Source organism: Pseudomonas sp. GW821-FHT09C10 (assembly GCF_059418085.1).
Genome location: NZ_JBWKPE010000016.1, coordinates 121,375 through 133,845 on the forward strand (window position 1 = coordinate 121,375; position 12,471 = coordinate 133,845).

13 protein-coding genes are annotated in these 12,471 nt (G+C 53.5%); 7 read left to right on the plus strand and 6 right to left on the minus strand.

The genetic code is table 11. From position 1 onward, the window contains the following. Positions 1 to 9: 9 nt before the first annotated feature. Both AC07OT_RS25930 and AC07OT_RS25935 read right to left on the minus strand, forming a co-directional pair. Positions 10 to 1,050 carry an alpha/beta hydrolase family protein gene (locus AC07OT_RS25930; RefSeq protein ID WP_495109401.1) on the minus strand — a complete coding sequence of 347 codons (1,041 nt, stop codon included), beginning with the start codon at positions 1,048 to 1,050 and terminating at the stop codon, positions 10 to 12. 96 nt (positions 1,051 to 1,146) lie between these two features. After that, a complete protein-coding gene (locus AC07OT_RS25935; RefSeq protein WP_495109402.1) occupies positions 1,147 to 3,168 on the minus strand; it encodes a methyl-accepting chemotaxis protein in 2,022 nt (673 codons plus the stop codon). 241 nt (positions 3,169 to 3,409) lie between these two features. On the opposite strand from AC07OT_RS25935, the gene AC07OT_RS25940 reads away from it, so the two are divergent. Beyond that, entirely contained in the window at positions 3,410 to 3,865 is a 456-nt protein-coding gene (locus AC07OT_RS25940; RefSeq protein ID WP_495109403.1) for a hypothetical protein, read from the plus strand. A gap of 212 nt (positions 3,866 to 4,077) precedes the next feature. Then, positions 4,078 to 4,950 (plus strand): hypothetical protein, encoded by an 873-nt coding sequence (locus AC07OT_RS25945; RefSeq protein WP_495109404.1) that lies wholly within the window; start codon positions 4,078 to 4,080, stop codon positions 4,948 to 4,950. Between the two features lie 87 nt (positions 4,951 to 5,037). On the opposite strand, the gene AC07OT_RS25950 is transcribed toward AC07OT_RS25945, so the two are convergent. After that, positions 5,038 to 5,907, minus strand: a complete 870-nt coding sequence (locus AC07OT_RS25950; protein WP_495109405.1) for a hypothetical protein — start codon at positions 5,905 to 5,907, stop codon at positions 5,038 to 5,040. Between the two features lie 199 nt (positions 5,908 to 6,106). On the opposite strand from AC07OT_RS25950, the gene AC07OT_RS25955 reads away from it, so the two are divergent. Together AC07OT_RS25955 and AC07OT_RS25960 are read left to right on the plus strand one after the other, a co-directional pair. Continuing rightward, complete coding sequence (locus AC07OT_RS25955) at positions 6,107 to 6,727, plus strand: tyrosine-type recombinase/integrase (protein ID WP_495109406.1); 621 nt, start codon at positions 6,107 to 6,109, stop codon at positions 6,725 to 6,727. A gap of 267 nt (positions 6,728 to 6,994) precedes the next feature. Next, positions 6,995 to 8,371, plus strand: coding sequence for an AAA family ATPase (locus tag AC07OT_RS25960; RefSeq protein WP_495109407.1), 1,377 nt, complete (start codon positions 6,995 to 6,997; stop codon positions 8,369 to 8,371). A gap of 914 nt (positions 8,372 to 9,285) precedes the next feature. Here AC07OT_RS25960 and AC07OT_RS25965 read toward each other — a convergent pair. Next, positions 9,286 to 9,723: a hypothetical protein gene (locus tag AC07OT_RS25965; protein WP_495103102.1), complete on the minus strand. Its 438-nt coding sequence runs from the start codon at positions 9,721 to 9,723 to the stop codon at positions 9,286 to 9,288. 34 nt (positions 9,724 to 9,757) lie between these two features. Then, complete coding sequence (locus AC07OT_RS25970; protein ID WP_495109408.1) at positions 9,758 to 10,060, minus strand: DUF7660 family protein; 303 nt, start codon at positions 10,058 to 10,060, stop codon at positions 9,758 to 9,760. A 19-nt stretch (positions 10,061 to 10,079) separates the two neighbouring features. Between AC07OT_RS25970 and AC07OT_RS25975 the strand changes: the two genes are divergently transcribed. The 3 genes from AC07OT_RS25975 to AC07OT_RS25985 all read left to right on the plus strand — a co-directional run bounded on the left by AC07OT_RS25975 (position 10,080) and on the right by AC07OT_RS25985 (position 11,483). Beyond that, complete coding sequence (locus AC07OT_RS25975; protein WP_495109409.1) at positions 10,080 to 10,280, plus strand: hypothetical protein; 201 nt, start codon at positions 10,080 to 10,082, stop codon at positions 10,278 to 10,280. Positions 10,281 to 10,427: 147 nt separating this feature from the next. Further along, entirely contained in the window at positions 10,428 to 10,829 is a 402-nt protein-coding gene (locus AC07OT_RS25980) for a GFA family protein (RefSeq protein WP_495109410.1), read from the plus strand. 114 nt (positions 10,830 to 10,943) lie between these two features. Further along, entirely contained in the window at positions 10,944 to 11,483 is a 540-nt protein-coding gene (locus tag AC07OT_RS25985) for a P-loop NTPase family protein (RefSeq protein WP_495109411.1), read from the plus strand. Positions 11,484 to 11,634: 151 nt separating this feature from the next. On the opposite strand, the gene AC07OT_RS25990 is transcribed toward AC07OT_RS25985, so the two are convergent. Beyond that, the gene (locus tag AC07OT_RS25990; RefSeq protein WP_495109412.1) at positions 11,635 to 11,982 is read right to left on the minus strand and encodes a DUF6124 family protein; all 348 of its coding nucleotides are present in this window, start codon (positions 11,980 to 11,982) and stop codon (positions 11,635 to 11,637) included. Between the last annotated feature and the right edge of the window lie 489 nt (positions 11,983 to 12,471).

A 12,471-nucleotide genomic window follows, 5' to 3' on the forward strand; every position in this document is an offset into this window, starting at 1 on the left:
CTGCTTTCTTCAATTGCGAAACGAGCGCTTCAAAAACTCACTGATCAGCCCCACCACCTGCTGCTGAATCTCCGCCCTCGGCCGGGCCCCCTCACCATCGCGGCAAATCATGCCGTTGCCCGGCGAACTCTCCTCGATCAGCGCCATGCCCCCCGGCTTGCAGATCGACATAAAGCTGAAGTGCGTAGCGTCGGCGATCTCCACGTACTTCGTCGTTGCTGCAGGCAGCCGCTTGACCATGTCGGCGGACTCCAGCTGCGGGTCCATATCCTCCGACGGCACGCCCCCCGCAATCACCAGCGCCGGTACCGGCAATGCCGCCAGGCTGGCGTCGGTGAAGCCGCGGGACAGGCCCAGGTCCAGGGACACGATGGCGGTGACGCGCTTGTCGCTCAAATCCGCCGCCAAGCGCACTTTACCTTCTGGCGTGCCGGCGGGGTTCATCTCCTGGTAGCCGATGCAACCGCCGAGCTTGGGGTGGACGCTGCAGTCGCGGCTGAACAGCTCGGGATCGAAGCGCGCCCCGGCGAGTTCCAGCACGGTCCAGCCGCCCAGGGAATGGCCCACGGCGGCGATCTGGCCTTTCGCGACCGCGCCAAATGGCTTTGGCTGAGCCAACACCGCATCGATCGCGCGGCTCAGGTCGGCCGGGCGTAGCCATAACTGCGCGGCGGTTTGCGGGTTACGGTCTTTGGTGGTGGTGCCGGGGTGGTTGACCGCCGCCACGATGTAGCCCTGATGCGCCAGCGCACTGGCCAGCCACACCTGCTTGCCCCAGTTACCGCCATAACCGTGGGAGAGCACCACCAGCGGATGCTCGCCGGCAGCCGGCGGGGCGTCGGGTACGGCGAGGGCACCGATGAACACCGCGTTGTCGGCGATCAGGGTGGGGTTGGCGGTGGTGGTGGCGGGGTACCAGACGACCAGCTCAAGTGGACGCTTGTATTGCGCATCGGGCAGGGTGACGGTCTTGAAGCCGACGAGGTTTTCGGCGGCGAAGGCAGGAGCGGTCAGGCACAGCAATAGCAGGGCGGCGAGGGCGTTTTTCACGGTTGTTATCGTCCTTGATATGAGCGACGCATCATGCACTGAATCCCCCGTTCAGTGCCATGAGCCCCGCGCCGTTTTTTTACCTGCTGCTAGCGCCTACGCATGGGTGAGCCCGGTCAACGTATCGGCAATGGTCTTGGTCCGTTGCGCCGTGCCTTCGGTGGCGCGGCTCGACGCCTCCAGGGTATCCAGCATCTCCCGCAACGCACCCACCCCGGTGGACTGGTCTTCAATCTGCTGGGCCACCCGCTGGATCTCACTCGACAACAAGTCGATATCCACACCAATCTCCGCCGCATTCTTGCGCGTGATTTCCGCCAGCTTGCGCACCTCGTCCGCCACCACCGCAAAGCCTCGGCCCAGGTCGCCTGCGCGCGCCGCTTCAATGGCGGCGTTGAGCGCCAGCAAGTTGGTCTGCCCGGCGATCTGCTGGATCACCTGCACAATCGACTGGATACGCAAACTCGAGCCCGCCAGCGTACGCGCACCCTCCACCGCCACATCCGCCTGGCTGGACAGCCCTTCCACCGTCGACCCGGCCTGGGCCGACACGGCGTTCTGCTGATCGATGGTCCCCACCAGTTCATCCATCGACGCGTGCAACTCCCCCGAGTAATGCTTGAGCTGCGCGGCGATGTCCTCCTGCTGCCGCTCGGCATTGGCCAACACCATGCCCAAGTCCGCCAGGCCTTCGAACACCGGCAAGATATTGCGGTCCAGCCCACGGGTATTGAGGGTGTTGCTGAAGTCATTGTTCTTGAACGCGGTGATCTGCTTGACCACCACATGGTTCAACCCCGCCAGCTTTTTCACCTGGCGCCGTAGGAAAAACGCCTTGAACTCGCCGTAATGGGCGATAAAGTTGTCCACGTACTCATCACTGAAACTCGCACCCTTGGCCACCCGAAAGAAAAAAATCGCCGTCAGCGTCTGGTTCAGGTTCAAGCCCAGAATCTCCCCAAAGGTCGAAAACCCCGCCAGCGGTACATCCCCAAACGTGCCGGCCATGCTGCCCAGCTCGGCGCCGTTGTTCAGCCGGCGCAGAATGCAGTCATTCAAAATCCCCGCCACCGGCTGGCCACCCTTGCCGCGCAGGAACTGCTCATAATCCAGGCGCGTCGCCTCCCGCAATGGCGTACGCCGCACCATCACCAACTCCTCGCCCGGCGCCACGTCGCAAAACAACTGCACGATCTGCTGCTCATAATCGATGCGCGCGATGGACCGCACAAACAACTCACTGCCCACCCGAATCGCAAACGAATAATCCGCCAGCTTCGACTCCAACGCCTGGGGCGCGCAACTGAACGCATCACACAGCGCCTGCACCATGCTCTTGATATTGCCGCTGCTGTCGATCACCTGGTCAATCGTGCGGTCCTCCACCGACGCGGTCAGCACACTGAAGGTCAAATCCGCCGCCTTGAAGTTCTGGCTCTTGAACACCCCAAACCGCACATGGGCCGCCGTTTTCAGGAACACAATCTGCGCATGGTTCTGATAACTGCGCTGGCCGTCATGAATCAGCGTCTTCTGGAAGTCCGACTTACCCCCGGCCGATCCCCCTACAAACAAACACGGAAACCGCCCCGACTCATACAGCGCCTCCATAAAAAACGACTCCGACGCCGACAACCCATCGAACACCACATACGCCAACGTATCGCGATGATCGATCGACGTACGTACCTGCACCCGCTTGATATTCGCCACCAACTTGGCAATCCGCTCCTGCATCCCCAGACGAGTGCCGCCACCGCGAATGTCCTCACACTCCAACGGCACCATCACCACCTCGGCCGAGGCGATCAGACTGTCGTCGAACAACTGCAACACCACCCGGTCCCAGCGCTCGCCGGTGGCGCAATACAGCGAACCGGGCGCATTGCACAGCTCGCCGGAGGTGGTGCACAGGCTGAGGGTGGACTGGGGGAAACGACGCTTGAGCTTGGCGGCGATGGCGTCGACGTCCAGGTGGGGGGAGATGAAGCCGGTGATCAGGGTGGGGGTGATACGCAGGGCCGTGAGTGCGGCGTCCAGGTTGTTGGCGGTGCTGGTGAGGGTGGTGGTGCCTTGGCGAGCGGGCCGGGATTTTTTCAGGAGGGAGAGTGGATTCATGGGGTGGGCTCGGTCGGGTGGGGATGCGGGGGTAGGCATGTGATTAGTAGGGTTATCGGCAGGTTGGGTGGGGGCTGGAGGGGGTGGGTGGGGGATGCGACGGATGGACGCGGTTGTTCTTAGGTTGGTGTTTATAGAGGGGCTGCTTTCGGCCAGAAGCAGACATTCGCTTGTGCCCTCTGGTATTGCCTGGTTCACGCCCAATGTGTCTAATCGTGATTTTTTTCGCAAGGAGCACAACATGCAGCTCAGCACTCTGACGTTTAAGAGTACCGTCCGCCTTGGAGGCTCATCAAACGGCTGTACCACTGTTGAGCGTTGCTTTTCCGATTTTCGAATTGACGACCGTTCTTTATTAGAAATTCTAGTGACCGCTGACGGTGGCCACTCTGACTTCATGAGCGGTTTCGTATCGGGTTTTTCAGAACAAAATCTCCTTTTTGCCGATAGCCTCCTTCGAGGCGGTCAGTCAGAGGTGGAGCCGTATCGGGTGTTGATTTACATCTGCCCAGAGTGTGGCGACATCGGATGTGGAGCCTACTCAGTGCAAATTCGCGGATGTAATAGCGAGATTATTTGGGAGGAATTTGCTTACGAAAATGGATATGAAGAACCTCGCGTAATACGTAACGTTGGCCCATTTAAATTCAGCTCAGCCCCCTATGTCAGCGCTGTAAAAGCCGTATCGGAGATTTAACTTTACGGAGGCGGGAGAGTGCCCTCTCGGCCAAAAGCGGACTTCGGCTTCAATCTGTTTCAACTCCAAGCGGGTATTCTCGAAGGTCTATTTTTAGACTGACTCCAACGGATGGAGATCATCGCAATCGAGTATCAAAACTTTCAAGGCATTACCGAACTCAGCTAGGGTTGTGTAGTGCTCCCTTCATTGTCTCTTTCCGGATGTCTCCGATGCCTTTCAGCACCGTCGTTCTGTTTAAGTGTCCTAGTTGTGCACACACCAGTCGGACCTCAGTACCTGCTCCCGACACAAGCTGGCTTGAAAAGCCGTCCACTCGAAATGCTGTGATTGACTGTGACAATTGCGGAAAGCGTTACGACGCAACTGTGAAAAAAACTCCCTACAGGTACGAAGTCACGTTAGTGGACTACCAAAATGTGGAGGTATTCTCCAGTGTTCTCACAGAACTTTCCGATTCGCATGCCACCAGCTCTGGTCAGAATAACGTCCGGGCGACTGACGATCCGCTATTCGAGTTCCTGTCGAGCTACACTCATATGACTGAGGTACTGCATACGTATGGTATTGGCGGATCAGGATTACTCAAGAGCTCTGCTCCGGAAATTAATAAGCTGGTGCTATCTGGACTAATCAGCGCAATGGAGGCTTACCTTGCCAACACACTTATGGCACTTGTGGCAGAAGAGATAGGCGTAACTGAGAATCTTCTCTTGAAAGAGGAAAAATTGTCTTCTCAGAAGATCACCCTTTTTGAAGCATGGAATGAGAGTTTGACGGTAGAAAGACGTGTCCAAGACTACTTGCGAGATCAGATCTATCATCGGCTGGGAAAAGTTGAGCAGCTTTATGAGATTGCATTCAATATTCAGGTTTTCCCAAGCCTTGAACTTAAAGAGCGACTTCATCGTGCGGTGGCTCTTCGGCACGATATCGTGCATCGTAACGGGAGAAGCCTCCAAGGCAAAGAACAGGAATTCTCGAGCATTGCGGTCCTAGCAATGATGAGAGATATCCATGACTTCGTTATGCATGTGAATAATCAACTCTTCAAAGCGCTCATCGATGCCCAAGAGGAAGAGTAGTCTTGAGCTTTTTTGGACGCTTCTCACAGACCACCTTTGGCCGTTTCCTGACTTCAGCAGAGGTAGCTCTCGGCCAGAAGCAGCCGTTTAGTATTTTTTCTTTAATGACGGCTTTGAGCTGACTTCGGTCAGACAGTCATGGTGGTCGTACGGCTGCTGCGATATAGACTCTTCACCGATTTTTTCAATAGCCGGGGTTGTGGGCTTAAAAGGTTGGAGCTTCTTCAAGACATCGTTCAGTTCCACACCAATCTTTACGGCCAGGTGCTGAATACGGTCATGCTCTTTCTGCATGAACTCGCGAGCGTTGGTTTTTTCAAAAAACTCTTCTGCGTACCAAAACGACTCCAAGAACAGAATCCACTTCTCTTCCCTCCTGCCGGTGGCGTCCTCGTTAAGTTCTGGCCGGACGATGCTGCGGTGCTTTGAAGTGTTGGTCAGGGCATTAAGGTACTTGTAGTCATCGCCAGTTGTGATCCCACGGAACAATTTACAGAGATTGTCGTAATCGGGACTCCCTTCATCACGTTGCTGCTCTAGGAGCTTGAGGACTTTATTGGCATAGATGTCTCGCTCCTTGAGGGGTCTGGGGAGCCTGTCCAACGCCAGGGAGTAATAGAGCATGTGGGAACAAGTATCCGCCACGGCATGCAGACTCTGGACGAAGGCAGTTATATTCGCCCTGATCTTCAGCATCAGATGACTGAACTCATCGTAGTCCTCGTAGACACCCCACAAGCCTGTCTCCTTTAGTTTGGAATCGATGTATTCATTCATCATGTCCAAGGCTTCGTGGTAATGGTAGTGGCAGAACTCAGGTCTGTCTGTCATGGATCTTACGCTAGCGTGCACCTTCTTCCACTGCGCCGCCCCGAATACCGCAGTGACCAGTTTCCCCGTCAATCGGACGTCCCATGTGGGGTTCTTCTGTTCTTCAGTTTCAGAATAGATGTCCATGTTTTCCCCTTATTAGGTTGGGAAATCTTTAATTTTTTGCCCGCGTACGTACTTTAGCTGTCTGTGGAGCTTTGTTCTCACGGTTTGCAATGGGTCGCTTCTTGACAGTTTCCTGTCCTGCCGAATGACTGCTTCTGGCCGGTTAGCGACCGTCGCTCTGATTAGCCATCCTTGTCTTTCCACACGTGGAGGACTTGTCATGAACATCATTGCTACCTGCGGCCGTCAGCCCTGGAACAAAGGAAAACTAGTTGGGCAGAAAGCCCCACTCCGACTGAGAGATATCTCGGCCATCCGAGTAAGGCTTCAAATTGCGAAAAGAACCCGGGATCTGGCTCTCTTCGATCTGGCCATCGACAGTAAGCTTCGAGCCTGCGACTTAACCAAGCTCCGCGTGCGTGATGTCGCCCATGGCGAGCACGTATCATCACGAGCCATGGTGATGCAGCAGAAAACGCAGCGACCAGTGCAGTTTGAGATCACTGAGCAAACACGGTCAGCTCTCGTGGCCTGGATACATCAGGCACAACTTCGCAGCGAGGACTGCCTTTTTCCTAGCCGGCTACATACCTCAGACCATCTATCCACTCGTCAATACGCTCGTATCGTCAAAGGCTGGGTGAAAGCCGCAGGCCTTGATCCAGCCATGTATGGCACTCACACAATGAGACGTACGAAGGCATCACTAATCTATCGCAGAACGAAGAACCTACGGGCGGTTCAGTTGCTGCTTGGCCATACGAAGCTGGAGAGCACTGTTCGATATCTGGGGATTGAGGTCGATGACGCCCTGGAGATGGCGGAACAGACTGAGGTTTGATCATGCATAGCGACGGTCGAAGTCAGGCCGTCGCTAACCGGCCAATAGCAGTCACCCAGAGTCAAAAACCTTATGAGTGTCTTGCCTAAGAGCGAGGCTCTCCCTCAGAAATTGACCAGGTGGGTTCACTGAGTAGGACACGAATGCATAGCGACAAGTATCTAGGATTGTCATAATAATCGTCTGGCAGCCCGGAAAACTCCCCATCCACTTGCAGGGGTTGTAGGCACCCTTTGTAGGAATGGGACTCGCCAAACGATAAATCACATGACGTATCTTCTCTCGGGGCAAAGCATGAAGCTTAGAAAAATCAAATGGAACAAACATCCAATACTAGGTGACCTGTCTCTCGATTTTGTCAACCCCAATACTGGGGAGCCTTACAGCAGCATCCTACTAGCTGGTGAAAACGGGACTGGTAAGTCGACTATTCTCGAAGCAATCAGCAGCTTTCTCAATGTTGGGCCATATGAGCACTTCGACTATATCGAATACGTCGTTGACGATAAGATATATAAGACGCAGAACCCAACTGACGGAAATCGGCATAAGCCATTTTTTGATATTATGGACGAAGGAGGAGGTGTTCAAAAAATCAGGCATGATAGGAATAATAGTCCTGGCCTGTTAGATACGGAAACTAAAGACCCAAGACACTACGGTTGTATTTATTCTAAAGCGCGATCAGATTATAAAACCCAAAAAATAAGATCAACCACTACTAGTGAGCTTGATAAGAAAAAGCATGACATAGACGCTGAAGAGGATTTTACCTCGCTAAAACAGCTAATCGTCGACGTAGTAAATCAGGACAACGCTAGCTATTCAGAAGAAAACCGAGCGCTTGGCGACAAACCAAAGTCTTGGGATGATTTTTATCAAACCTCAAAATTATTTAGATTTAAAAGTGCGTTCGACAGTTTTTTTGACAAAATGAAATATGAAAAGGTAGATGACATCGACGGAGAGAAAACCATCCTTTTCTCCAAGAGCGGAAAGCTTATACCCGTAGACTCACTGAGCACCGGTGAAAAGCAGGTTGTATTTAGAGGCATATTTCTACTTAGAAACTCCAACGTCCTAGATGGCGCTGCCATTATGATAGATGAGCCGGAGCTAAGCATGCACCCCAAGTGGGAGAGAAAAATACTGAGCTACTATAAAGGGTTATTCTCTTTAAGCGGACAGCAAAAAGCCCAGCTCATATTCGCCACTCATTCAGATCATGTTCTTAAAGAAGCTTTGATTGATAAGGTAGACAGCATCGTCATCACCCTAGAGGAAAATCAGAGTGTCATTACCTGCCGAAATATTGATGCCCCCTCAATCTTGCCCTCAATAACTTCAGCGGAGACGACCTTCCTAGCTTTCGATGTGCCCTCTAATGATTACCACATTGAACTCTACGGTTGGCTTCAGGATAAAGAAAACGTGGGCACAATCAAAGTATGCGATAACTTTATAAAAAACCACCAACTCTACGACGCTTCAAGGCATGCAAAGCCTTCCAGTCATAACACGACAACATATGAAACCCTTAGTACCTATATCCGTAATGCCATCCACCATCCCGACTCAGGCAATACTTTCACAGAGTCCGAATTGAGAACTTCAATCAAACTATTAACCGAAATTTGCAGATAGGGCATATGCTCGCGCTTTGTAAACAAATTAAAACGCTGCACTTAGCTGAAAGCTACCGGCGACTTCACTGTTGAAAGTGCAGTCGCTCCTCAATCAGTTCAACTATCGCGTATATTGCAGCTATGGGTCAGAAACCCTGCTTCACGAACCTGTGGGTTGAAGGCATTGCCCATGTAGAGCAGGAGGGTTCGGCGTAGATATCGTAACTCCCATTTGAGCGACTGCCGCGTGCCAATCTCTGCCGAAGGCCAGCTTCGGGTCGATTTCTGCCTGTAGCCACTGTCAGCTTCTAGCCGATAGCTACCGTACGCAACTGAACGCTTCCGCCCCAAAAAAGCGGTCCCTAATCGCCGAATAAACGCTAAGAAACCTGATCACCTATCACTATGATGGATGCTCCGAAGATTACGTGAGATAGCCGGGTAACCTCAGTCAATGCCCGTAATGGGGCAGGCAAATCGAATAGTTTCAGTGGATTCTGGGGACGGTATTGCAGCTCATACCCCCTCAACGCCTGGCGTGAATCGCGATGAACGTCCGACCAGTCGTAAGCAAAGAACCCACGTTTAGCAAATTCAACGAAAGCGTTTGCACCAGCCCCAACAGTGGCCCGATCTACATCGGACACTTTCGGCAAGGAAAGGACAAATTCTTCGGAGTTTTCGACGGAGGGTATCGCGGAATCAGGAACTGGTCCGGGGCCACCTGTAGTGAAGAGCGCAACCTGTCCGAGGGCGTCGGTAGCGACCCATCCAACGTCAAAGTCCTGAAGAACGAAGGGAGCCATCATTTGCACCTACTTTTGAAGAGGGGACGAGTTGATTTCCCAACTCTGCTTACCAGCCCAGAGAGCGTAAAAGTGCGTAGACAAACTCTCAAAGCGGGAAGAAATTCGAAGGATTTATTTTTCCAGCTTAAAGATCTGCTTCTGGCCGATATCCGCTACCACCCTGAAACTCACGCACTATCTGCACAACCAGCGGCTTCACATATTTCTCAATGGTATCAACATATTTCTCAATGGTATCAATCTCCGGCGGATCATCATGGCGCACCCACTCCCCCTGATCAAAGGCCTGATAAAGCGAGAAAGCAGGCTGCGGCATGTCATTGGTCATGCCCACATCAACGATGGCAGCGATGAGCCCGTTCATGACGCCATCGCAGAACTCGTAAGTCAAAGCCCCTGCCAAGTAGCCTTCAGCAACCGCTATGGATAGCTCGTTCAGCAGATTGCTGGGGGCCACGCCGAATTCCTCGAAGGTGGCAGCAAGATCATTCAACGTTAAACCGTAGGCTTCGGCTTCAACCAAAAGCTTATTGCGTTGGTTCTTTGGCAACATCCCGTCCACGGTTCCCTTCCACGTTACGGATGTCGTACCCGTGTCACTCATAATACTTCCCAGCCAGCAAAATGGCCGCACAGCGATGCCAAACATTGGGTATCGACCTATCCTCTTGGGCAAGTCGGGAACTGGCGTCTGCCCACGAAGCCGCCGCATCAAAAAACGCGTCAACGGACACATTTTCCCAGCCAAGAGCACTTGGCCCATAGACCGATGAAGGCGATGTCTTTTCAATTAAACGCCTGCTGGCGAAATCTACACCGAGGGCTTCGATAAATCGTATGAACGACGGTTCATCTCTGACGTGCGCCAACAACTCATGAAGATCTACAGGGCTATGCATAGGTTTCCTGGAAGCACTTATGATTGATCACATGCTGCTGCACTGCATCGTGAACGGTCAACTCGGCTATCCAGGCTTTCAGGCCGGGGATGTGATGCGCAGTGACCGCTTCTGGCCGATTCTGTTGAAAAATTCGGTCATCCAGAACTGCCTGATCATCGACCGGCGAAAACGCCTTTTTTACACGCTGCTATTTGAAATCCGCCTCTGGACACCTTAGCCGAAAGTAAAGATTTCAACGTCGAGCGCGTACTTTTCAGCTGCGGAAACCATGGCCGACAGTTTCAACAGAATCGGCCAATAGCCGTCGCTCGACTGATTAGACAGGTAGGGCTACGCTGGCACTTTTGCATGCATGGAAGAGCGTATGACAGAGGTGTACCAAGGAAGCTGTTTATGTGCCGCCGTCAGTTACGAGCTATCCACCACACCGAAAGCAGTGAGTCATTGTCATTGCAGCCAGTGTCGCAAAGGTCATGGGGCGGCATTTGCTTCTTACTGCAGTGTTCCGCGTAGCGCGCTGCAAATACTTAGCGGCTCCATCCATATCAAATCCTATGCTTCTTCAGCGACGGTATCACGCGAGTTCTGCGTGCAGTGTGGTTCGGCTTTGTTCTGGTCACGGTCTCAAGGCGAGTTTGCCAGTTGGGTTTCAATAGCACTGGGTACGCTCGATACGCCCTTCTTGCCTCGAAAGCAGAAACACGTTCATCTCGACTCCGCAGCCCACTGGTACGTTCCAACCAACCCATGCCCTTCAGTTGATTGAAGTCTTCTGGGCGAAAGCTGTCTGTCGCTATGCCCCCTTGTTGTTGACCGATATAGGCATTGACGTAAAATCGCCACCCCAAAAAATCAGCTTGAATAGCGAGAAGGTGCTTCGATGCAACGGGTGATGATTGTTGGTCAACCTGGGTCTGGCAAAAGCACTTTGGCACGTAAGCTTGGTCAGCTCACGGCCTTGCCGGTCGTTCATATCGACACTATCCACTGGCAGCCAGGTTGGATAGAACGAAGCCGGGACGAGAAGACGCAGCTTTGTCTCGAGGTCGAGGCCCGTGATTGCTGGATATTCGAAGGTGGTCATTCAGCCACGTGGGACAACCGGATGGCCCGTGCAGATCTTTTGATATGGATTGATCGTTCGGCGACGCTTCGATTCTTGCGCGTACTGCGCAGAACGTTGCTCCAACGCGGTCAGTCTCGGCCTGACTTGCCGCATAACTGTCCTGAACTGCTGGCGAACCTGCCGGAGTTTTTTAGATTCATGTGGCGGACGAAAAGATCAGCGCGCGCAAAAATGCAGCAACTCGTCGCAACTGCGCCATCAGCTTGCCGCGTGGTTTATCTGCGGTCTAATCGGGACACTAGGATTTTTCTCGCGAGCATTGGACATTCGACTGGCCAGACTCCGCAGGACTGATCGACGGCTGACGGCTTCTCTACGGAAACTGCCGACCACGAACTCGGGTTGAGAGGGGTTAGGGGATGGGTCTATTTATTCCGAAAGAAAACCGCCGAGTCTTCGCAAAGTGAGTCACAACGACTCAGCGATCTATCGAGTGGGTGGAAGGTTAGCTGCCCGCTCCAGCAGCCCCCTCCCGCTCCATCAACTTATCCACCAACAAAACCCCCAATTCACTCAACTGGTGAATCGCCAACGCCACATCCCGCTGCTTCCCTTCCAGCTCATCCGACAGGTCCAGCAACAACGCAGTAACCGAAGAAAAAGTCTCATAGCTATTGGTAATCAGCACTTCACTGCTGACATCGTCCGCAACGCTGAACAGCGTAGTCGAAGGTGGAGGAGGCGGCCCTGGCGGTTCGGCGCCCGCGTTGAGGTAGTGATCAATAGCACGATGCGCCGCCTGATTCAGTTTCAGGTCGGGACCGTTCGGAGGGTTAGGCGTGACTTTGTACATGTGTGTTGTACCTGTTTTAGGGCCAACACCTTTTCGCTACTAAACGAGAGGGTGGCGGCTGTACGCAGGTTAGTAGACCGGGGAAACACACAAAGCCGGCGCGCCCGAGGGCGCCCTGCGCACAGCCACCATCAAGTACAGACAAGAACATCTGATCGATGAGGCTCATGCACTTTATGTTGTCACTCGGGCTACTAAACCCGATCACTGAGTTGTCAGCGACCGGGCCACCTTAGAGACGCCCACTCAAGCGCACAAGCCGGCGGATTCTGACGCAACTGTAGGCAACGGGGCAAGGTGCTGCAGCTTGCTGTAGGACATGTCTACAAGGTAGGCGCGAGCTGGCGCGCGAAGAATCCTGGAGCTCCGCGGGAAACCAGAGTCGCGGCGTCATCGTTGACGTTTTTCGCGAGCGAGCTCGCTCCTACATTGGGTTGCGTTGATCACTGGAGGTTGTTGTCGAGGGACGCCCGGCCAGCCTGCTTGGAC